This window comes from Ruegeria sp. G5 (assembly GCF_056533365.1).
Genome location: NZ_JBQFOK010000001.1, coordinates 373,286 through 395,116, shown reverse-complemented (window position 1 = coordinate 395,116; position 21,831 = coordinate 373,286). Strand labels below are relative to the sequence as shown.

The window sequence follows — 21,831 nt, the reverse complement described above, 5'->3', positions numbered from 1 at the left end:
GGTTATCCCAATGCGCGCGAAATCTGGTCGATCTGAGCTGTCGCCAACCGGCCACCGTAGGCGGATTGCAGGGTTTCAGCAGTGAACGCCTTAGCCACTGTTCCCTCGGCCACTTTGCGCGTGTTGATCAGGAAAACATGATCGAAATAGTCGGTCACTGTGGCAAGGTCATGGTGGACCACGACCACGGTCTTGCCAGCCTCTTTCAACGATTTCAGAACAGCGATGATGGCCTTTTCCGTGGCCGCATCGACACCGGCAAAGGGTTCATCCAACAGATACAGGTCAGCGTCCTGCGCCAATGCACGTGCCAGAAACACGCGTTGCTGTTGCCCCCCTGACAGCTGGCCGATCTGGCGATCTGCGAAATCGCGCATGCCGACCCGGTTCAGGCAATCCATCGCCCGCGCCTTGTGCCGCGCGCGAACACGTCCCAGCAGGCCCAATTCCCGGGACAGACCCATCAGCACCACATCAATCACGCGGGTCGGAAAATCCCAATCAACGCTTGCACGCTGCGGTACATAGGCAATTCGGGCACGCTGTTTTTCCAACGGTTGACCATAGACGGTCACCTGCCCCGACAGCGGTGAGACTATGCCCAGCGCCGCCTTTAGCAACGTCGATTTACCGGCTCCGTTCGGGCCAATAATGGCGGTCATCGCCCCGGGCTGCACGGTCATGTCAACGGAAAACACCGCCGGTTTCTGGCCATAAGAGACCGTCAGCCCGCGAATAGCGAGAGGCCTGTCTTCAAGCCCATTTTCCTGTACGGATACTCCTTGGTTTGCCGCCAGTTCCAGCATCGCTTAGAACCCCGCCGACAGTTTACCGTTCATACCCCGATCGGGCACGTCTGCGCCCAGAGCGCTCCCGATGACGGTGAAGTTATGATCCAGCATGCCGATATATGTGCCCTCATAAGTGCCAGGCTCACCCATTGCGTCCGAAAACAGCTCGCCTCCGATGCTGACATCATGACCCTTGGCTGCGGCCCCTTCGATCAGCGCCAGCATCGAACGATCGGAAACCGAGCTTTCGACGAACACTGCAGCAAGCTTCTGGTCGACCAGTGCATCGACCAATTCGCCAATCCGGTTCAAACCGGCCTCGGACTGGGTCGAAATGCCCTGAATTCCCAAAACATCATACCCGTATTCCGCACCAAAATATCCAAAGGCATCATGCGCGGTCACAAGCACCCGCTGGTCTTCTGGAACAGCGGCTAGCACTTTCTTGCCATAGGCTTCCAATTGGTCAATCTCGGTTAAATGTGTCTGGGCATTGGCTGCGAAGAAATCAGCCGCTTCGGGACGCGCCTCGGTCAAGGCATTCTGCACCTCGACAACCACATCGCGCCACAAGGCGGGGCTCATCCAAATATGCGGATCGTATTTGTCGGCGTAATCGTCATGTGCAAGGAGTTTGGATGTGTCGATCCCCTCGGCCACGGCGACCACGTTCCGTTTACGGCCCAGATCGTGAAAGAAGTCTTCCATCTGCGCTTCAAGATACAGACCGTGCCACAGTATCAAATCCGCACGGGTCATTGCGACGATGTCGCTGCGGGTCTGGCGGTAGGCATGTGGATCGACACCCGGCCCCATCAGGCCTTTGACCTCGACCTGATCACCACCGACCTGACGCACGGCATCTGCAATCATACCAGTCGTTGCCACCACTTTCAGCGGCGATCCGGCCCAAGCCGATACGGGCAGCGCGACGGCAAAAGCCAGCGCTGCAAGAAAGCTACGACGAATCATGTCAGACCCCGATCTGATATCCCCATGACGTTAAATATGCGAACCACTCGCAACTAAGTCAATGCTATTGAGAATTATTCGCAAGAAAGTTCCTTATTTTTGTCCATTTGGTCAAAAAAATTGGACTTCAGACGCCGGATTGCCTTCCATTTACCCGCAACACATGCGATTTTGGCACAAACCTCCCAAAGGATGTGAAGATGGAAACGCAGAGCTCAGACAGCCCCGTGCGCACCGCGCATCTGCCGCAAGTGACCGAACCCAGAAACCCGGGCATGGATCTTGATCTGGATTGGGTGCGCGCTGTTCAGGCCAATACATCGGCCATAGAACGCCGTGCCGCTACCCTGCCCGGCCGTCGGTCGGTGAAGAAAGACTATCAGGCCGCATGGCTGCTCAAGGCGATCACCATGATCGACCTGACCACTTTGTCGGGCGATGACACGGCGGGCCGCGTGCGTCGCCTGTGCGCCAAAGCGCGACAACCTGTGGCCCCCGCTCTGTTGCAGGCGATGGATATGCCGCCGATCACCACAGGCGCAGTTTGTGTCTATCACGACATGATCGAACCCGCCGTTGCGGCGTTGAAAGGCACGGGGATTCCGGTGGCGGCTGTCTCGACCGGGTTCCCGGCGGGTCTGTCACCCTTCCATCTACGCGTGGCCGAGATCGAAGAAAGCGTGAAGGCCGGGGCCGACGAGATCGACATCGTGATCTCGCGCCGTCATGTGCTGTCGGGCGATTGGCAGGCGTTGTATGATGAGATGAAGGCGTTCCGCGCTGCCTGTGGCGACGCCCATGTCAAAGCCATTCTGGCGACCGGAGAGCTGGGCAGCCTGCGCAATGTCGCGCGCGCCTCGGTCGTGTGCATGATGGCGGGGGCGGATTTCATCAAGACCTCGACCGGCAAGGAAAGCGTCAACGCCACCCTGCCCGTATCGCTGGTGATGATCCGCGCGATCCGCGATTACTATGACCGCACCGGGTATCGGGTCGGCTACAAGCCTGCGGGCGGGATTTCCAAGGCCAAGGACGCACTGGTCTATCTGTCGCTGATCAAGGATGAGCTGGGCAATCGCTGGCTTGAACCGGACCTGTTCCGCTTTGGCGCCTCCTCGCTGCTGGGTGATATCGAACGGCAGTTGGAACATTATGTGACGGGCGCGTATTCCGCCGGTTATCGCCACTCCATGGCCTGAGGACAGAACAATGACAGTCAAAGAAATTTTTGAAACCATGGACTACGGCCCCGCCCCCGAAAGCGCAGCCGAGGCGTTGGCCTGGCTGGTCGATCAGGGTGATAAGTTCGGTCACTATATCGACGGGGCGTTCACCAAGCCCGGCAAAGGGTTCGAAAGCCGCAACCCGGCGACCGGAGAGGTGCTGGCCAAGCTGACCCAAGCCAAGCAAGCCGACGTCGACGCTGCCGTGGCCGCCGCCCGCAAGGCGCAGCCCAAGTGGGAGAAACTCGGTGGCGCGGGACGTGCTCGGTACCTTTATGCCATTGCGCGGCTGTTGCAGAAACATTCGCGCCTGTTTGCCGTGCTGGAAACTATGGATAACGGCAAGCCGATCCGGGAATCGCGCGACATCGACATCCCTCTGGCGCAGCGGCACTTCTACTATCACGCGGGTATGGCACAGTTGATGGAGAGTGAGCTGCCCGACGCGCAAGCTTTGGGTGTCTGCGGCCAGATCATTCCGTGGAACTTCCCCCTGCTGATGCTGGCGTGGAAGATCGCGCCCGCGCTGGCGATGGGGAACACGGTGGTTCTGAAACCTGCCGAGTATACCTCGCTGACGGCGCTGCTGTTTGCTGACATCTGTTCTCAGGCCGGGCTGCCCAAGGGTGTGGTCAACATCGTCACCGGCGACGGCGCGGTGGGTGAGATGATCGTGGCTGCCGACGTGGACAAGATCGCCTTTACCGGATCAACCACCGTGGGGCGGCGTATCCGTGAGGCAACGGCAGGCTCGGGCAAGGAACTGACGTTAGAGCTGGGCGGTAAGTCCGCCTATATCGTGTTCGACGACGCAGATATCGATTCAGCCATCGAAGGGCTGGTGGATGCGATCTGGTTCAATCAGGGTCAGGTCTGCTGCGCGGGTTCGCGTCTGCTGGTGCAAGAGGGCATCGCCGAACGGTTCTACGCCAAGCTGCGTGCCCGGATGGATGGGTTGCGTATCGGTGACCCGCTGGACAAATGCATCGACGTCGGCGCGGTTGTGGACCCGGTCCAGTTGCAAACGATCAAAGGCATGGTCGACAGCAACACCGCAGGAGACGTCTATCAGGCCGCATGCGCGCTACCCGAAAACGGCTGCTACTACCCGCCGACGCTGATCTCGGGGCTTGAGACCTCGGACCCGCTGATGCAGGAGGAAATCTTTGGCCCGGTTCTGGTCTCGTCCACCTTCCGCACCCCGGCTGAGGCGGTCGAGCTGGCCAACAACACCCGTTATGGGCTGGCCGCGACAGTCTGGACCGAGAATGTGAACCTCGCGCTGGATATCGCGCCCAAACTGGTTGCGGGTGTGGTCTGGGTGAATGCCACCAACCTGTTCGACGCAGCCGCCGGCTTTGGCGGTGTCCGCGAAAGCGGCTTTGGCCGCGAAGGCGGTTGGGAAGGGCTGGCCGCCTATACCAAACCCAAGGGCAAGACCAAGCCGCTGACCAAGGTCGAAGTTCCGACAGGCGACGGTGCCCCGGTCGATCCAATCGACCGCACCGCCAAGATGTATATCGGCGGCAAACAGGCGCGGCCCGATAGCGGGTACTCGAAACCCGTCTGGGGCAAATCGGGCCTTCTGGGCCATGTGGGTCTTGCCAACCGCAAGGACGTGCGCAACGCGGTTGAGGCCGCCGCAGGTGCCAAAGGTTGGAGCAAGACCACCGGCCATCTGCGCGCGCAGATCCTGTATTATATCGGCGAAAACCTCTCGGCCCGTGCGGATGAGTTCGCGGCGCGGATTGATGCCATGACCGGCGGCAAGACCGGTGCAAAAGAGGTGGACACCTCAATCCAGCGCCTGTTCACCGCCGCCGCCTGGGCCGACAAATATGACGGTCAAGTCCACGGGGTACCAATCCGGGGAGTAGCCCTTGCGATGAAGGAACCCGTAGGCGTGATCGGCGCGCTGTGCGCGGATGAAGCGCCGCTGCTGGGTCTGGTCTCGGTCCTGGCCCCGGCGATTGCGATGGGAAACCGGGTGGTGCTGGCCGCATCAGAACCCTTCCCGCTGGCCGCGACGGATTTCTACCAGATCCTCGAAACCTCGGACGTACCCGCAGGCGTGGTCAACATTCTGACCGGCCGCCACGCAGAACTGGCAAAGCCGCTGGCCTCACACCTGAACGTCGATGCGGTCTGGTCGTTCTCGTCCACCGACCTGTCGAAAGAAATCGAGGCTGTGTCCGCCGGGAACCTGAAACGCACATGGGTCAATAACGCGACGGCAACCGATTGGAGCATGGACCATTCCCGCCGCTTCCTGCAGGCTGCGACCGAAGTGAAAAACATCTGGGTGCCCTACGGCGAGTAGGGCTCCCGCATCACGGGAGGCCCACATGGGTTTTTCAGGACAAACCGTCATCGTTATCGGCGGAACCAGCGGTATCAACCGGGGCATCGCCGAGGCCTTTGCGGCCTCGGGTGCCAAACTGGCCGTCGCCAGCCGATCTCAGGAAAAGGTGGATGACACAGTAGCCGCACTCAAGACTGCGGGTGCCGCTGATGCCATCGGTGCAGCGTTTGATGTACGCGACCCCGAGGCCGTAGCTAAGGGCCTTAAACAGTTCCACGAGGCGCTCGGCGATTTTGACGTTTTGGTTTCGGGTGCAGCGGGGAACTTTCCGGCTCTGACCTCGGAAATGTCGGTCAACGCGTTCAAAACTGTTGTCGATATTGATCTGATGGGAACTGTCCACGTCATGAAAGGGGCCTACCCTTATCTCAAACGGCCCGGGGCCAGCATCATCAACATCTCGGCCCCGCAGGCCTTTTTGCCATACGAAGGGCAAGCCCACGTCTGCGCCGCGAAAGCTGGCGTTGACCAGATTACCCGTACCCTGTCGATGGAATGGGGTGTCGAAGGCATCCGTATCAATTCGGTCGTGCCCGGATTTATCGAAAACACCGAAGGGGCCCGTCGGCTTGCACCGACTGAAGACGCAGCCGAGAAGTTACGCGCAGATGTCCCAATTGGCCGCTGGGGAACCGTGCAGGACGTCGCCAATGCTTGCTTGTTCCTATCCTCGGATATGGCCAGTTATATCAGCGGCACAGTCTTGTCTGTCGACGGGGCATTATATCAACGCGGTTCGGGCAAATTTGGTCAAATGATGGGGCAGATGTTGCGTGCTCAGGCGAAAACACGCACATAACACAAATTAACCTGTGAATTTGTTCATATACAATCGAAAGTGAAAACTTCAGTTTGGGTGCATTCAACACGAGGGCACGCCCGACCATGCTGAGTTTTCCGTTTGATTTTCCTGAATTCGTTCACTTGACCACATTGATCGGCGTGACCGGCGCCGGTCTTTACATACTGAACTATTTCCTACTGCAGATGGGTTTCATTCGTGGCAATGGCATCGCGTATCCGGTGTTGGTCATTGTCGCCGCAGGTTGCGTACTGATCAGCATGGCGAAAGAGTTCAACCTCGCTGGGTCAATCATACAATTCGCCTATATTCTGATTTCGGTACTGGGACTGATGCGCGGCTATCTTGCACGTCACTTTGTCCGTTTTTCCGACGACGAACGGCAGTTCATTGCATTGCACCTTGAATCCCTCAAACCCCATCAAGCCCGAAAACTGCTGAACACGGCCACTGTCCGGGAGTTTCCCACTGGGGACATATTGATCGAAGAGGGCAAAACCACGGATTTTCTTGGGTTTGTCCTAAGTGGTAAGACGACCATTCTCAAAGAAGACCAGGTGATCAACACCTGCGGATCAGACGAAATATTAGGAGAGCTCACCTTCGGTTTGGGGTTACCTGCAACGGCAACCGTCATCGCCACTGAGCCCACCAAGTGCCTTGTGTTCGACAATATTCAACTGGCCCGTTTGCTGCGCCGCAACCGCCATATTGATGATGCGCTGAAGGCCGCGCATTTCAGACATGCGCGGCAAAAGCTGCTGAACAGCAACAAACATACGCTCAAGGCTCAAAAGCAGCCAGCGGCGGCCTAGGGCTTAACCGTCCAGCCCTTCGGGTTTACCAACGATCGTGAAATGAAGCCCCTCAGGGTTCAGCAGCTCTGACGCGACGCGATTTACGTCGTCCAACGTCACCGCATTCACCTGATCATTCCGCGTGGCGATATAGTCGATAGGCAGATCGTCCATCTGCATACCCACCATGATCCCGGCGATCTGACTATTCCCATCAAACCGCAGCGGGTAAGCGCCCGTCAGATACGTTTTGGCGTCATCCAGTTCCTTCTGCGTCACACCCTCGGACGCAGCCCGCGCCCATTCGTTGCGGATCACCTCAACGGTTTCGGCGATTCTGTCGTTGGCAGAGGACACGGACCCCAGATAAACCGACGCCAAATCCTTGGGCACAAGGTAAGTCGCCACGCCATAGGTCAGCCCGCGTTTTTCCCGAACTTCATGCATCAATCGGCTTTCAAAACCACCGCCGCCCAGAATGTGGTTCAGGACAAAAGCCGCAAAGAAATCCGGATCGTGCCTGTCAATGCCCGCATGGCCAAACAGGGCCACGGATTGCGGCGTATCAAAATCGACAACGCTGACACCACCGGGGATGGTCACGTCGGCCTTGCCCGGAATGGGTTTTCCTGTTTCGGGAAGGTCGGCCAGCAACTTGTCCAGCAATTCGCCCAGTTCCTCGGCCGTAATATCTCCGACCGCACCGACATACAGCCGGTCCTTGGCAAAGACATTCTCATATGCCGTGACAACGTCATCCCGTGTCAGGACCGTCACGCTGTCTAGGGTGCCTTTCCCTTCGGAGCCGTAAGGGTGATCACCATAGGCCATCTGCGCAAAGTTGCGTCCGGCGATGTCATTTGGGTCCGTTTGGTCCGACCGAAGCCCAGACAACACCTGCGCCTTGACGCGATCTACAGCGTCTTGATCAAACCGTGGCTCGTGCAAAGTGGTGCGCAGCAGATCTATAACCTCATCGCGGTTCTCGGTCAGAAACTGCGCAGATACCGAAACGGTATCATCAGACGCGTTGTACCGGAACGAGGCCGCAAGGGATTCCAACTGGCGCGCATAGGTTCGCGCATCCATATCGCCTGCGCCCTCTTCGATCAGGCCGCTCATCAGGTAGACGGCACCGCGCTTGTCCGGATCATCCAGCGACGTGCCGCCTCTGAAACGCAGCTCAAGCGCCGTGAAGGGGATTGAGTGATCTTCGACCAGCCAGGCGGTGATACCACCCGGCGATGTCACTTCTTCGATCTCGATCTCGGCCCATGCGGGCAGAGCGACGACAAAAGCGATCAGTGTTACCAGAAACCGTTTCATTGCGTCACCTCATCATCGCGCATCAGCCAACCCGTGACGGATGCTTCGCGTTGCAGAACTTCGCGGGCAGCCGCGATGATCTCATCACCGGTCACGGCCTGAAGAACATCAGGCCAAGCCTGCACATCCTCGACTGTCAGGCCGCTGGTCAACGCACGGCCATACCGGTTTCCGATACCATCCACGTTATCACGCGCATAGGTTTGCGCGGCACGCAGTTGCATTTTGATGCGGTTCAGGTCGTCTTCATTCACGCCTTCGGCAATGAAATCGGCAACCGCCTGATCCATCGCGTCCTCGGCTTCTTGCAGCGACACGCCCTGCGCCGGAACAACCAGAAGATCAAAGGTTGTGTCGTCCAAGGACACGCCCCGATAGAACGCGCCCGCATATACGACGGTTTGCTGTTCAAACTGCAGCTTTTCGTTCAGGTAAGAGGTATTCCCACCGCCCAGCAACTCGGCCAGCAGGAATAGCGCGGCGGCTTTCTCCTGCGCGCCAGAGTCGCGCTCGGGCGCCAGATAGCTGCGCTGCACATAGGGTTGCGACACGCGTGGATCCTTGAACGTCAATCGACGTTCCGCGGTTTGCGGTGGTTCTTGCGACCGGATCCGTTCTGGCAGGTCCGGATTGGCAGGGATCACACCATAATATTGCTCTGCCAGCGTCTTGACCTCATCAGGGTCCACGTCTCCGGTTACCACAAGAATGGCGTTATTTGGCGCATAGTGGGTCTGGTAGAAGGACAACGCGTCCTCCATGTCCAACGTCTCCATCTCATGCCGCCATCCAATGATTGGCACGCCGTAGCGATGGTTCAGATATTGCGCCGCGTTCATCTGTTCACCGAACAGAGCGCGCGGGTTGTTGTCTGTACGCTGGTTGCGTTCTTCAAGGATCACGTCGCGTTCCGTGACGATATCGTCTTCGGACAGGCGGATATTGCGCATGCGATCCGCTTCCATCCTCATCATCAGTTCAAGCCGATCGGCGGCGACGCGCTGGAAATACGCAGTATAATCGTACGAGGTAAAGGCGTTGTCGTTGCCGCCATTGGCCGCGACCGTGGCCGAAAACTCACCCGGTGCCAACGTGTCTGTACCTTTGAACAGCAGATGTTCCAGGAAATGCGCAACACCGGACGAGCCCACCGGCTCATCCGCAGAACCTGCGCGATACCAGACCATGTGCTGCACCACAGGGGCGCGGCGGTCTTCGACCACTACGACATCCATGCCGTTATCCAGTGTGAAGGTCGTGACCGCCTCTTGACCGTCCTCGGCAAAAACCGGGGTGGCGGCGATCAGGGCAGCCGACAGTGCCAAGGCCCGAACCATGGGGCATCCTCCGTTTGTTGTCTGATGTTCAAACTACGGTGACGCGGCGCAGGTTCAAGACTGATGACGAAAAGTTAAGGATTATTCATCCACCGGGGGCGCCGACGGCGTTTCGATACCCGCGCGACGGGCCGCTTGGTTCTGTTCTTCTGCATCAAGCGCGTCCTTGCGGTAAACCTGCGCATACCGGTCCACCTTGAACAGACGCAGACGCGTCAGGCGTCCCTGTTTCCTGCGAAACTCGGCATCTTCGGCATCGACCGTTTGCCGTGTATTCGCCGGAACGCCATAGCGGCTGGAAGCCGTCACCAAGGCCGCATCCGTCGACGGGATGGCAGTGTTCGGGTTCAGTGCGGCAGGGTTACCACCCAATGCAGCCACTGCATCAGCTTTTGGCGTCGGGTCCGTCAGGTTCGCGCCTCCGGGTGTGGGGGCAGGCAGAAACTGATAGTCTTGTGGCTGTGTCAGCGGTTTAGCCGGAAGAACCGAAAACTCATCCGGTCCCGGTCCCGGCGCCTCGAGGTGGCGCAGACCGATATCGGAACAACCCGCAGCCGCAAAGGCTAATGTCACTGCAATGAAGGAACGCGGCAACCGCATCAGAGTCTCCAGCCTGTTTCAGGCGCTTTTATCGCATTTCAATTCGCGCGTCACGAGGGCTTTTTACCATCAAAGATCACGAGACCGATGGCCCCAGCGAAAATGAACACATCTGCAAGGTTGAAAACAAAAGGATTGTTGATGCCACAGCAGGACATGTTCAGGAAATCCAAGACATATCCGTAAAGCAGCCGGTCCAGAACGTTTCCAAGCGCACCGCCGATCAGCAGCCCACCGCAGAATAACATTATTTTTGACGGCGCGGATCGCACAAGCCAGATCATCACGCCTATCGCGATTGCCAGCGAGATTGCGATCAAAACCCAGCGCGCGGCGTCGCTATTACCCTGGAACAGGCCAAAGTTGATGCCCCGATTTTCACCGTATTTGAACACAAGCAAGGGTGGCAGCACATCAATATCGCCCTCGGCCACGCGCATGACGTGAACGACCAGAACCTTGCTGATCTGGTCGATCGCAAACGCCACAAGTGCGGCCCAGAGCAGAAGCCGATACCGCATCAGTGGCGGAAGTGGCGCATGCCGGTGAAGACCATGGCAAGCCCGGCCTCATCCGCAGCCGCGATCACCTCATCATCGCGCATCGAGCCGCCGGGTTGAATGACACAGGTCGCGCCCGCCTCGGCAGCCTCCATCAGACCATCGGGGAAGGGGAAGAATGCATCCGAGGCCACGGCTGAGCCGATGGTCAGAGGTTGCGGCAGCCCCAGCACGTCGGCCATGCGTTCGGCTTTCTTGGCCGCGATCAGGGCCGAATCCACGCGGCTCATCTGGCCTGCACCCACGCCCACGGTTGCGCCATCCTTGACGTAAACGATGGCATTGGACTTGACGTGTTTCGCTACTTTCCACGCAAACAGCAGGTCGCGCATCTGTTCCTCGGTCGGGGCCTTTTTGGTGACAACCTTCAGATCGTCCATGCCGACAAAGCCATTGTCCTTGTCCTGCACCAACAGGCCACCGGCCACCTGCCGGACGGTCTTGCCGCCTGCGGTCACATCCGGCAGCCCTTCGGTCGTCAGCAGGCGTAGGTTCTTCTTGGCGGCAAAGATCGCCTTGGCCTCATCCGAGGCACCGGGGGCAATCACCACCTCGGTGAAAATCCCGGTGATTTCCTGCGCGGTTTCCGCATCCAAAGGCTGATTCAGCGCCACGATCCCACCAAAGGCCGAGGTCCGGTCGCAGTCGAACGCAGCCTTATAGGCGTCGATCAGCGTCGCACCCTTCGCCACACCGCAGGGGTTCGCGTGTTTGATGATCGCACAGGCCGCGCCTTGCGCCGGGTCAAACTCGGCCACCAGTTCGAACGCTGCGTCGGTGTCGTTGATGTTGTTATAGCTGAGTTCTTTGCCCTGATGCTGCACGGCAGTCGCCACGCCGGGGCGGTTCGTACCATCTGTGTAGAACGCCGCCGTCTGATGGCTGTTCTCGCCATAGCGCAGGGTCTGTTTCAACTCACCGGTAAAGGCGCGGCGGCGCGGGGCCTCGGCGGACAGTGCATCTGCCATCCAGTTGGATACAGCACTGTCATAGGCCGCCGTGCGCGCATAGGCCGTCTGGGCCAGTTTCTGCCGGAACGCATAAGAAGTCTGACCGTCATTTGCCGCCAGTTCGGCCAGCAAGGCATCGTAATCCTCGACATCCACGACGACGTTTACAAAGGCGTGGTTCTTGGACGCGGCGCGGATCATAGCTGGGCCGCCAATGTCAATATTCTCAACGCATTCGTCATAACCGGCACCCTTGGCCACAGTCGCCTCGAACGGGTAGAGGTTCACCACCAGCAGGTCGATCGCGCCAATGCCATGTTCATTCATCGCGGCCACATGGGTGTCATTGTCACGCAGCGCCAGCAACCCGCCATGCACCATCGGGTGCAGGGTTTTCACCCGACCATCCATCATCTCGGGGAAGCCGGTGACCTCGCTCACGTCTTTGACCTCCAGCCCGGCATCACGCAGCGCGCGTGCCGTACCGCCGGTCGACAACAGCTCAACCCCGCGCTCGGCCAGTGCCTTGCCGAGGTCTATCAATCCGGTCTTGTCGGATACGGAAAGCAGCGCGCGGCGCACGGGGTGAAGGTCGGTCATGGGTCCAAAGGTCCTTTTGGCGTCAGTCGAAAACGGGCTCGTCCCGGTGCACATCGCGCACGGCATAGGCTGTATCCTGTGCCTTGCTCAACGTCCACCGAATGCGCGTCGCATACTCCATTGCGCGGCCAGATAGAACGATCTGTTTTGTCGCGCGGGGCTTCAGGCGACCCTTTTCAAGATAAACGCTTGGTTCAACGGACAATTTCGCAACGCCATCATGGCGGAAAACCCATATCTCGCCGCTTTTGAGGGCCATCGACACCGCAGCCCCGCCCAAATCCAGCGCTGCATCCACGTCCGGATGAAGGTGAAAGCGGACATCAAAGCCGATGCCCTGCAGATTCGAGGCGTTCAGCGCCTTGTCGAACTGCCGTTTTGCCTTGTCATCGGCAGCCAGCAGAATATCTTCGCCAACCAGTTCGCGCCCGTCAAAGCGCAGCTCGAACGTACGCGCATGCGTCAGGCCAAAAACCTTGGCATAGCCGTCGTGACCCGCCATGAACCGGGTGCCGTCGAAAAACTCTTCGAATTCGTTCGGAACGTCTTTTGGCGCATCAACCAAAGCCTCGGTTCCGGTGCCTTCGTTGGGTGCGGTCAAACGTGCGCTGGAATAGCCATCCAGACATAACGTCGAATGCGACGGGGTTGCACGCCCGGCCCGACGCCATTCTGCCCCGAAGGTTTCACCTGAACCACAATTGACAATCAAAGGCCGCCGTCCGGACGTCAGCTCGAATGCCAGGGTCGAAGCGTGTGCGTTAAAGGATGTGGCCCCTTTGGGCGGAGCGCTGGCATCAATGATTACACTGGTTCGTGCCGCGTATAAGCGCGCAAAGCCCATCGACAATCCGGTGACGTGCTGGGGCCTGACTCCGCTTTGCGCCAAGGCCTGATCCAAACGGCCTTCGACGCCGCGACCACCCCCATGATACCGCGCCAACGCGCCATCGGCGTGCCGCAGGCACCGCAGGGTTGGAGCCATCCGCTTAATGGCATTGGATTGCGCACCGGGTGTCCCACGCCCCAGTTCACTGAGCGCCGCCGACGTCCAAGCAAGCAGCGTAAAGACCTCAAGCAATTCCTCGGGGTTTCGCGTGGGAATACCACCTTTTTGATCAATCTGCGTGTCACATTCGCGGGCCAGCGCACGCAGCGCCGGATCTGCCATATGCTCAAAACCATCCAGCGCCAGACCCGCCTGAACCAAGCCCGCCAAAGCCTCGAAACGGGGCAGCCCCGGCGTGGCTGCTTTCCACCGTTTGGACAGGAACCATGTCTGTTGAGCCAAAGCGCGAAAGAACTGCTGGCTTTGTTTCTCGTCCTGACCACGCAACAGAAAGGACGAGTGGTTGATCCAGCGCATAACGCGCCGACCTGTCAGATCCGGGGCCCACCCCGGGCCATGCCCACGCCCATGCGCCGCGATCCAGCCCCAAACCCAACGCTGCGCCTTTTCCCGGGCGCGCATATCACCCACGGCAGCCAGATCGTCCAGCCATGAAAACCCGTGCCGTTCATGATCAAAACCTGCGCTTGGCGCGGTGACATCCCAAAGCTCGGTATCCTGCGCTTCGACAAGAAAGCCTGCAAATAAAAGGTTTCCGGCGACCAGCTGTCGTCCGCGCGCAAAGGATCCGACAGTTCGCGGCTCGGGGTCGCCGACGAAACCGTTTACGGCCTTACGTCGTTGGCTGAGACGCGCGTAAAGACGGTTCTGAAACCGCGTCCACCGCTTTGCCATGCTATCCGAATTCGACATGCCGCTCGTTACTCTGCCCCCTGCGCTCTGGTGGCGCATGTGCCCGACGATAAACCGCGTCGCGCGTCATGTCATCGAAAAGCGTCGCCTCAGGAAGATTTGTTCAGGCAAGCGATATAGAAGCCATCCATTCCGCCCAGATCCGCCCAGTAATCGGGCCGAAGCCGTAAGCCGCCTTCTGAGGTGATCCAGTCTTTTTCAACACCGTCCAAATCCAGTGCCGCGCGATCGACTTGCATGTCCGAATGCAGCTCCAGTGCGTCTTCGATCTGCACCTCGCCTTCGTCTGGCAGCAATGAGCATGTACAATACACCATCCGCCCCCCCGGTTTCAGCAATTTCCACGCATGAGACAGCATCTGCGATTGCAGCGCGATCAGCTCACCAAATTCAGAACCGTCCTTGGCAAACGGCAAATCCGGGTGGCGTCGAATGGTACCCGTCGCCGAACAGGGCGCATCCAGCAAAACAGCGTCATACTGGCCCTGATGCTCTAACGCGTCCCCAGCGATGACTTGGGCGTTCAATCCTGTTCTAGTCAGGTTTTCCTGCACGCGCTCCAGCCGCGTCTCGGATACATCCAATGCGGTGACCTGCGCTTTGGCCGCAGCCAGTTGCAGCGTCTTGCCACCCGGTGCTGCGCAGAGATCAAGGATCTTCTCTCCGGCTTTTGGCGCCAGAACTTGCACAGGCAATGCCGCAGCGGCGTCCTGCACCCACCAATCGCCGCGATCATAGCCGGGCAAAGCAGAGACCTGACCCGCGTCTCGCACCCGGTGCGAACCGGTCGGCAGCACCTCGCCTGGTCCGTCGGCCCCGGGTTTTAGCGAAAGATCCAATGCCGCGCCTTCAAAATGCGCCCGTTCCATACCCGCAACGGCATCCGCCCCCCAAGCCATGGTCAGAGGGTCACGTAACCACTCGGGCAGGCGTGGCACCCGCATCTTGGGCCATGCTTCGGGACCCTCTGCTGCAACCTTGCGCAGCACCGCGTTGACCAATCCCTTGAGACGACCATGTTTGCGCGAGCGTCCTACAATCTCGACCATGGAATTCACCACCCCATGCGCCGCCTCGCCATGGCACAGCTCGACAGCACCCAGTCGCAGCGCGTTGCGCACAGTTAGCGCCGGGGACTTGTTCAGATGGTTGTCCAGCAGGCGATCTGCCCGTTCCAATCCGCGCAGGGTTTCCAGCGTCAAACGCTGCGCACGCGCGCGGTCTTCGGGGTTCAGCCGCTCTAACGCACCGGCGGCAAGGCATTCGGATAACAGCCGCCCCTCGCCCAGAATCTGATCCAGCAGATATATCGCGCTGCGTCGTGCCGCTGTTGCATTGTCAGACATGGAACCGCCTTTGCTGTGACCCTCGCCCGCATTGCCAATCGCGGACGGGGGCGTATATCAAGCAGATGCACGGAAAGGAACCCAGTGTCATGACTGACGATCGCAAAGACCTGCCCCCTGCAGCACAGCGTGCTCTGGCCGAAGCCGAAGAACGTCGTCGCAAGGCCGCGGCCGAGGCGAAAGAGCTGCCCAAAGAGCTGGGTGGCCGAGACGGCCCTGATCCGGCCCGGTATGGTGATTGGGAGAAAAAGGGCATCGCAATCGACTTTTGACCCTAACACTCCCTGAGTGCTTGCAGGAAATCGCCAATAAGAGCGCGTTGCTTTTTGGATTTCGACCGTTCTTCGGGCCATGTCAGCCAATAGCCGTCCTTTGTTTCCAATTCCGGCAAGTCCAGTCTTTGTAAACGCCCCGCGCGCAGATCGGCGCCCGCCAATGGCACAGAACACAGCGCCACCCCAATGCCCTGTCGCGCGGCTGAAATAGCATGCTCCATCGAATCAAAGCTGATCTTTGACGGCAAAACCTCGGTTAACCCAACCTTGCGGGACCAGTCGCGCCAACCGGGTCTTTCCCCACGCAACTCAATGACCGCGTCACCCCATTCGATCCCCGGGGCGGCCATCGGAACCAGAACTTCGGGCGCAATTAACTCTGCCTCACGTCCCGGCCACGCCCCGCGTCCATAACGGATTTGCAGCCACGTCCGCTCTTCATCCAGCGACGACCTGCGGGCAACCGAATCTGTCAGAACTCGGACTTTCGGACGCATCTGCTGAAACCGTGTGATCGCAGGCACGACCAACGCGTGAATATTCGACGACAGCCCCGCTACCCGCAATTCGCGTGGGGATTTCCCGAATAAATCTTCGGTGTTGCGCTCTAACGCCTGCAAACTGTCCTGCACAAGCGGCAGGTAGCTTTCGCCTTCAACCGTCAAGGACACACCGCGCGCCTCGCGCACAAACAAGGATCGGCCCAACCATGCCTCGAGGTTCCCGATACGCTGGCTGACCGCGGCCTGCGTTAAGCCGAATTCACGAGCAGCCGCCGAAAATCCGCCCAGACGACCGGCAGCCTCGAAAACACGCAACCAATCCAACGGGGGCAATCCGATCTTTTTCTTAGCCATAAGTAATTCCAAGCCTCAGTCGTAATAAGGATTAATTGTCGTAATGCCATGAACGGCGTATCAGCTCAATCAAAGCTCGCGCCGAACAGGAGATGCCCCATGCTGCGCCAAGCCGCTATTGATGCGTCCGTCTTGATGGTCGAATTCACCGACGGTTCCAGATCTCGCTTTCATGCCATTTGGTTGCGTGACAACGCGCTGGACCCGGAAACGCGCGCACCGGGCAACGGTCAGCGACTGATCACCATCGGCGATCTGCCCGAACAGGTCACGATCAGCGCGGTAGAGGTCGCGGATGGCGATTTGCAGATCACGTTCCAACCCGAGAACAAGACAGTCACCTTCCCCGCCCATTGGCTGGCCGCCCATCGGTACGACCACGACCACTCAGCCGATTTCGGACGCACGGCCCCCGGCATTACCACGTGGCAGAACGATATTGATGCGCCCAGCGCAGACTGGACTCGGGTGCAGACCGATCCTGCCGTCAAACGCAACTGGCTGGCGGCTGTGGCCGAATTTGGCTTTGCCAAATTGACCGGCGGCCCGAAAGAACCGGAGTCACTGCTGCAAGTGGCCGATCTGTTCGGTTATGTCCGCGAGACCAATTACGGCCCCTACTTCGAAGTCCGCACCGAGGTGAACCCGACCAACCTTGCTTATACGGGCTTGGGTTTACAGGCGCATACGGACAACCCCTATCGCGACCCGGTACCAACGCTGCAAATTCTCTACTGCCTTGAAAACAGCGCGGAAGGAGGTGACTCGATCGTCGTGGATGGTTTCCGTGCGGTTGAACGCCTGCGCACGGATAACCCTGAAGGTTTTGCTTTGCTGGCAGGATATCCGGCCCGTTTCGAATATAAAGGTTCAGATGGAGTTTGCCTGCGCTCAAGGCGTCCGATTATCGAACTGTCGCCAGACGGTGAGTTGATCGCCATCCGCTTCAACAACCGATCAACAGCGCCTCTGGTCGACATTCCCTTTGATAAGATGGAGGCCTACTATGCTGCCTATCGTCAGTTGGCGGCCTATATCGACGACCCTGAAATGGGTGTTTCCTTCAAGCTTGAGCCGGGCGAAAGCTTTATCGTCGACAACACCCGTGTGTTGCATGCAAGGCTGGGATACTCCGGTGCAGGATCACGTTGGTTGCAGGGATGCTACGCTGACAAGGACGGCTTGCTGTCAACTTTGGCAGCGATGGAGATGACCACACCGGAGGCCGCAGAATGAAGCCCGATTTCTCGACCCTGACCCGCGACAATATCGTGGCATTTATCGGTGATATCTTTGCGCGCCGTGGCGGTGAGGAATATCTGGGTGAGCCCGTGACAATGGCCGAACATATGCTGCAAGGGGCCACGATTGCCGAACAGAACGGCATGCCCGAAGAAATCATCGTGGGTGCCTTGCTTCACGATATCGGCCACTTCACGTCCGAGTTCGGCACCTATCACCCCCACGACACCGAGGACCGGCACCACGAAGATGCGGGGGCCGAGGTGCTGCAGCAATTCTTCCCCTCAGTCATTACCGATTGCTGCCGTTATCATGTTGCGGCCAAACGGTATCTGTGTGCGACCAAGCCGGAATATTTCAATCGCTTGTCCGCCGCCTCGGTCCACACTCTGGAATTGCAGGGTGGGCCCATGAGCCCTGCGGAGGTGGCCGAGTTTGAAGAGAACCCGAACCTCAAAGAGATCATTCAGGTCCGCTATCTGGACGAGGCAGGCAAGCGCCCGGATATGCAGACCCCTGACTTTACCCACTTCGCGCCAATGGTACAGCGCATGGTCGATAAGCACATGGGGGCTGCATGAACGCACCAGAATATATCTTTGAAGCCAGCACCAAACCGTCTCTGCCCTGGCACGAGGTCCCGCTGATCCGAGCCACTGACGAGACGGTCAAAGGCTATGGCTGTCTGGTCGATGATCCCGAAGGGTTCGAGATCGAAATCACCCGCTGGCCGCAACAGGGCTGGCGGCCCATCGACGAGGGCACAGGGGACGAAGGCGGTTGGGTTGAGGGCACCTTTCATGGCGAATGGAAGGGCGATGTGCTCTATGGTCGAAACGAAGCGGTTGGGGGTCACTACGTTCTGGGTTGGTCTACCGATCCGCAAAAGGCGCAGGCCGACCGGCAGACCGCTGCGCGTGATCAGTTTTTGCTGTGGCACATGAACTATCACCCGGATGGCGGGCAGATGTTCTGGCCGCTGGACAACAAGCCCTTCATCATCCCCGCCGCGTTGCCCGGCGACAACCTGACACCGGAAAAGGTGGTGGCGTTTTGGTGTGATGGCTCACGCGGTCTCTATATCCACCCCGGCATCTGGCACGAGGGGATTTTCCCGGTCCAGGACGAACAACGGTTTCTAGACCGCCAGGGCGCGGTTCACGCACGGGTCAGTGCCGATATCGGCAAGGAATTCGGAGTCTATCTCGCCTGCCCATTGCGCGCGGACAAGATCAAGGACGTGTAGGCAGAGCCCCGCCATGTGCGGAGCTCTGGCGCGCGATCCAGATCTGAACGGCCAGCAGATAGGGTACAAAGAACGCAAAGTTCTGCACCAGATCAAACGGGCCCGAGAAATCGGGTTCGGACCCCAGCCCGCCTGTCAGAAGATACCAAATCGTGTAGTGCACCCGGTAAAGCCACGATCCCAGCGCCAGCCAGAACAGGCGAAGGCCCCAAACCCAATGGCCCGCACGGTCTTTGTTCAACGCCATGCGGGCCACCATCAGCGCAGCGGTAAACAGGCAAAGACCATAAAGGAAAAAAGCGGCCGACATGGTCGGCCCACCGATCGTACCGCGCAGGGGGATATAGGTCATTCCGGCCAAACCCGTGATCAACGCAAGTGTGACAAGCATTCGGCCCAGCATACGATGGAAACCGGTAAATCTCCGCCGCAAGTTTGGTAGCATTTGCAAAGGGACAAGCGCAACCAACACGGTCCCGGCGAAAACATGCACCAGCAACGCCAAATTGCCGACGCGTTGCCCTTCTGCAAACAAATAGCTTTGCTGGGCTGCATCTTCGGACAGCCCAACACCAATCATTGTAAAACCATGCACCACGAAGGGCAGCAGTGTCAGATAGAACACTGCCAGCATCAGCCCCAACAACACATGAGGTTTTACGGTCCGCATAAGCTGACCCTAGCGCCTTTGGTCTCCGCGTCTATGGCTCAGAGGCCCAGCACATCCACCATGTCATACTGACCCGGCGCTGTGCCCTGCCCCCACAGCGCCGCTTTCAGCGCGCCCCGGGCAAAAATGGCGCGGTCGGTGGCCAGATGGCGCAGCACAATGCGCTCACCCGGTGCGGCGAACAGCACGTCATGTTCGCCCACGATGTCTCCGCCGCGAATGGCGTGGAAGCCGATATTGCCCCGTTGACGCGCCCCAGTGATGCCGTCGCGCGCCCTGTCGGACACATCCGCCAGATTGACGCCACGCCCTTCGGCGGCAGCTTCGCCCAGCATCAAGGCCGTGCCCGAGGGCGCGTCGACCTTGTGGTGGTGGTGGCCTTCGATGATTTCGATATCGAAATCCTCATCCAGCGCGGCGGCGACCTTTTTGGTCAGTTGCACCAGCAGGTTGACCCCAAGGCTCATGTTGCCCGCCCGCACGATCACCGCATGGCGCGCGGCAGGTTCCAGCGCGGCAATCTGTTCATCCGTCATGCCGGTGGTTCCGATCACGTGCACGCAACGTGCCTGCGCGGCCAGTGCCGCGAATTCCAGCGTCGCTTCGGGCGCGGTGAAGTCTATCACGGCCTGCGCCTGCGCAAATGCCTCAAGCGGGTCGTCTGTCACGGTAACGCCCAGCGCGGGACCGCCCATGGCCGAACCGACATCCTGACCGATCCAGTCATGACCCTTGCGCTCGACCACGCCGACCAGACGCGCCTGATCGCTGTCGGTCACGGTCTTGATCAGCATCTGCCCCATACGGCCCGAAGCCCCTGTGATGACGATCCCCGGAATATGGGTCATTGTGCTGGTCCTTTCGCGTTAGTCGGCTCAAAGCCTCCTACCCGGTTCGCGCCCGCTTGGCAAAGGTGGGATTTGGGCTTAGATCGAAGTCATGGCAAAGAACAAATTCCACGATGGCCCCGGCCCGTCCCAACGACAGCTGCGCGTCGGCGAACTGATCCGCCGCACCCTGTCCGAGGTTCTGGCGCGCGGAGATGTCCACGACCCCGACCTGAACCGCATGTCAATCACCGTGGGTGAGGTGCGCACCTCGCCCGATCTGAAGATCGCCACCGCCTATGTGCTGCCCTTGGGCGGAAAGGGGCAGGAGGACGTGATCGACCTGCTGGCCCGCAACAAGGGTGAGCTGCGCCGCATGATCGGCAAGAAGCTGAACCTGAAATTCTCGCCCGATCTGCGGTTCCGACTGGATGATACGTTCGACCGTCTGGACGACACCCGCCGCATGTTCGAACAGGACGCGGTGCGCCGCGATCTGGACGAGTGATCCGCACGCTGGCCACATTATGCGCGCTCCTCTGGGCCGCGCAGGCTGGCGCGGTGACCTGTGAAAAGGTCACGCATGAGGACAAGCGCTATACCGTTTGCGAGGTGGACGCCGCCAGCGAAGACCTGCGCCTGTTTCTGAACGACGACAATGGCGACCTTCTGGGGCATTTCTCGTCAGTGAATGAGGCGCTGGCCCCCGGTGGCGAACGTCTGGCCTTTGCGATGAATGCGGGCATGTATCACGACGACCGCTCGCCCGTGGGTCACTACGTCGAGGACGGGCAGGAGCAGATGCGCGTCATCGCCAACCCCGGCCCCGGCAATTTCGGCCTGCTGCCCAATGGCGTGTTCTGCATCCGCGACGGTCGCGCCGATGTATTCGAAACGCTCGACTATGTGGATCAGGCCCCCGACTGCCGCTTTGCCACCCAATCCGGCCCCATGCTGGTGATCGACGGAGAGCTGCACCCGCGCTTTCTACCCGACTCGACCTCTCTTTTCGTGCGCAACGGCGTGGGCACCAGCGATGATGGCACCCGCGCGGTGTTCGCGATTTCCGAGGATTACGTCACTTTCCACGAATTCGGCAGCCTGTTTCGGGACGTGCTGAAAACACCCAATGCGCTGTTCTTCGACGGCAATATCTCACGCATGTATCACCGGGCCGGGGGACGCTCGGATATCGGGTTCTCGCTGGGGCCGATCGTGGGAGTGGTCGAAAGCGCACCCGTAAATTGACAGCGCCCATGTGATCCGCTACCCCGCGCGCCTTAGCA

At 59.3% G+C, this 21,831-nt stretch carries 22 protein-coding genes; 10 read left to right on the top strand and 12 right to left on the bottom strand.

Going from position 1 to position 21,831, the window contains the following annotated elements:
• Positions 1-2: 2 nt before the first annotated feature.
• Complete coding sequence (locus tag ACR0BD_RS01945; RefSeq protein WP_480828580.1) at positions 3-806, bottom strand: metal ABC transporter ATP-binding protein; 804 nt, start codon at positions 804-806, stop codon at positions 3-5.
• 3 nt (positions 807-809) lie between these two features.
• On the bottom strand, positions 810-1,763 hold the full coding sequence (locus ACR0BD_RS01940; protein ID WP_480828579.1) for a metal ABC transporter solute-binding protein, Zn/Mn family: 954 nt from the start codon (positions 1,761-1,763) through the stop codon (positions 810-812).
• Between the two features lie 200 nt (positions 1,764-1,963).
• Here ACR0BD_RS01940 and deoC point away from each other — a divergent pair, with 200 nt between their 5' ends.
• From deoC to ACR0BD_RS01920, 4 genes are all read left to right on the top strand, one after another.
• On the top strand, positions 1,964-2,962 hold the full coding sequence (gene deoC / locus ACR0BD_RS01935; RefSeq protein ID WP_480828578.1) for a deoxyribose-phosphate aldolase: 999 nt from the start codon (positions 1,964-1,966) through the stop codon (positions 2,960-2,962).
• Positions 2,963-2,972: 10 nt separating this feature from the next.
• Positions 2,973-5,306, top strand: coding sequence for an aldehyde dehydrogenase family protein (locus tag ACR0BD_RS01930; protein ID WP_480828577.1), 2,334 nt, complete (start codon positions 2,973-2,975; stop codon positions 5,304-5,306).
• Between the two features lie 25 nt (positions 5,307-5,331).
• Positions 5,332-6,147 (top strand): SDR family oxidoreductase, encoded by an 816-nt coding sequence (locus ACR0BD_RS01925; RefSeq protein ID WP_480828575.1) that lies wholly within the window; start codon positions 5,332-5,334, stop codon positions 6,145-6,147.
• Between the two features lie 86 nt (positions 6,148-6,233).
• Complete coding sequence (locus ACR0BD_RS01920) at positions 6,234-6,965, top strand: cyclic nucleotide-binding domain-containing protein (protein ID WP_480695536.1); 732 nt, start codon at positions 6,234-6,236, stop codon at positions 6,963-6,965.
• Between the two features lie 3 nt (positions 6,966-6,968).
• On the opposite strand, the gene ACR0BD_RS01915 is transcribed toward ACR0BD_RS01920, so the two are convergent.
• From ACR0BD_RS01915 to ACR0BD_RS01885, 7 genes are all read right to left on the bottom strand, one after another.
• On the bottom strand, positions 6,969-8,273 hold the full coding sequence (locus tag ACR0BD_RS01915) for a M16 family metallopeptidase (RefSeq protein WP_480828573.1): 1,305 nt from the start codon (positions 8,271-8,273) through the stop codon (positions 6,969-6,971).
• Entirely contained in the window at positions 8,270-9,610 is a 1,341-nt protein-coding gene (locus ACR0BD_RS01910) for a M16 family metallopeptidase (RefSeq protein ID WP_480695540.1), read from the bottom strand. The genes ACR0BD_RS01915 and ACR0BD_RS01910 overlap by 4 nt, the downstream gene beginning before the upstream one ends.
• A gap of 81 nt (positions 9,611-9,691) precedes the next feature.
• The gene (locus ACR0BD_RS01905; RefSeq protein ID WP_480828571.1) at positions 9,692-10,210 is read right to left on the bottom strand and encodes a DUF3035 domain-containing protein; all 519 of its coding nucleotides are present in this window, start codon (positions 10,208-10,210) and stop codon (positions 9,692-9,694) included.
• Positions 10,211-10,260: 50 nt separating this feature from the next.
• A complete protein-coding gene (gene lspA, locus ACR0BD_RS01900) occupies positions 10,261-10,731 on the bottom strand; it encodes a signal peptidase II (RefSeq protein WP_480695544.1) in 471 nt (156 codons plus the stop codon).
• Positions 10,731-12,320 (bottom strand): bifunctional phosphoribosylaminoimidazolecarboxamide formyltransferase/IMP cyclohydrolase, encoded by a 1,590-nt coding sequence (purH, locus tag ACR0BD_RS01895; RefSeq protein WP_480828569.1) that lies wholly within the window; start codon positions 12,318-12,320, stop codon positions 10,731-10,733. Before purH ends, lspA begins: the two co-directional genes overlap by 1 nt.
• A gap of 22 nt (positions 12,321-12,342) precedes the next feature.
• The gene (locus tag ACR0BD_RS01890; RefSeq protein ID WP_480828568.1) at positions 12,343-14,082 is read right to left on the bottom strand and encodes a heparinase II/III family protein; all 1,740 of its coding nucleotides are present in this window, start codon (positions 14,080-14,082) and stop codon (positions 12,343-12,345) included.
• An 89-nt stretch (positions 14,083-14,171) separates the two neighbouring features.
• Positions 14,172-15,428: an RsmB/NOP family class I SAM-dependent RNA methyltransferase gene (locus ACR0BD_RS01885; RefSeq protein WP_480828566.1), complete on the bottom strand. Its 1,257-nt coding sequence runs from the start codon at positions 15,426-15,428 to the stop codon at positions 14,172-14,174.
• Between the two features lie 89 nt (positions 15,429-15,517).
• Between ACR0BD_RS01885 and ACR0BD_RS01880 the strand changes: the two genes are divergently transcribed.
• Positions 15,518-15,700, top strand: coding sequence for a DUF1674 domain-containing protein (locus tag ACR0BD_RS01880; RefSeq protein WP_480695552.1), 183 nt, complete (start codon positions 15,518-15,520; stop codon positions 15,698-15,700).
• 2 nt (positions 15,701-15,702) lie between these two features.
• Here ACR0BD_RS01880 and ACR0BD_RS01875 read toward each other — a convergent pair whose 3' ends face one another.
• Complete coding sequence (locus ACR0BD_RS01875) at positions 15,703-16,560, bottom strand: LysR family transcriptional regulator (RefSeq protein WP_480828563.1); 858 nt, start codon at positions 16,558-16,560, stop codon at positions 15,703-15,705.
• A 99-nt stretch (positions 16,561-16,659) separates the two neighbouring features.
• Here ACR0BD_RS01875 and tmpA point away from each other — a divergent pair, with 99 nt between their 5' ends.
• The 3 genes from tmpA to ACR0BD_RS01860 are packed head-to-tail and all read left to right on the top strand — an operon-like array spanning position 16,660 to position 19,048.
• On the top strand, positions 16,660-17,796 hold the full coding sequence (gene tmpA / locus ACR0BD_RS01870) for a 2-trimethylaminoethylphosphonate dioxygenase (protein WP_480828561.1): 1,137 nt from the start codon (positions 16,660-16,662) through the stop codon (positions 17,794-17,796).
• A complete protein-coding gene (gene tmpB / locus ACR0BD_RS01865; RefSeq protein WP_480828560.1) occupies positions 17,793-18,383 on the top strand; it encodes a (R)-1-hydroxy-2-trimethylaminoethylphosphonate oxygenase in 591 nt (196 codons plus the stop codon). The genes tmpA and tmpB overlap by 4 nt, the downstream gene beginning before the upstream one ends.
• On the top strand, positions 18,380-19,048 hold the full coding sequence (locus ACR0BD_RS01860) for an ureidoglycolate lyase (protein WP_480828558.1): 669 nt from the start codon (positions 18,380-18,382) through the stop codon (positions 19,046-19,048). The genes tmpB and ACR0BD_RS01860 overlap by 4 nt, the downstream gene beginning before the upstream one ends.
• Here ACR0BD_RS01860 and ACR0BD_RS01855 read toward each other — a convergent pair.
• Positions 19,035-19,718 carry a DUF2306 domain-containing protein gene (locus ACR0BD_RS01855; protein ID WP_480828557.1) on the bottom strand — a complete coding sequence of 228 codons (684 nt, stop codon included), beginning with the start codon at positions 19,716-19,718 and terminating at the stop codon, positions 19,035-19,037. The genes ACR0BD_RS01860 and ACR0BD_RS01855 overlap by 14 nt on opposite strands.
• Positions 19,719-19,756: 38 nt before the next feature.
• Positions 19,757-20,566 carry a 4-hydroxy-tetrahydrodipicolinate reductase gene (gene dapB, locus ACR0BD_RS01850; RefSeq protein ID WP_480828555.1) on the bottom strand — a complete coding sequence of 270 codons (810 nt, stop codon included), beginning with the start codon at positions 20,564-20,566 and terminating at the stop codon, positions 19,757-19,759.
• A 91-nt stretch (positions 20,567-20,657) separates the two neighbouring features.
• Between dapB and rbfA the strand changes: the two genes are divergently transcribed.
• Together rbfA and ACR0BD_RS01840 are read left to right on the top strand one after the other, a co-directional pair.
• Positions 20,658-21,053 (top strand): 30S ribosome-binding factor RbfA, encoded by a 396-nt coding sequence (gene rbfA / locus ACR0BD_RS01845; protein ID WP_170379347.1) that lies wholly within the window; start codon positions 20,658-20,660, stop codon positions 21,051-21,053.
• Positions 21,050-21,793, top strand: coding sequence for a phosphodiester glycosidase family protein (locus ACR0BD_RS01840; protein ID WP_480828553.1), 744 nt, complete (start codon positions 21,050-21,052; stop codon positions 21,791-21,793). Before rbfA ends, ACR0BD_RS01840 begins: the two co-directional genes overlap by 4 nt.
• Positions 21,794-21,831 lie beyond the last annotated feature (38 nt).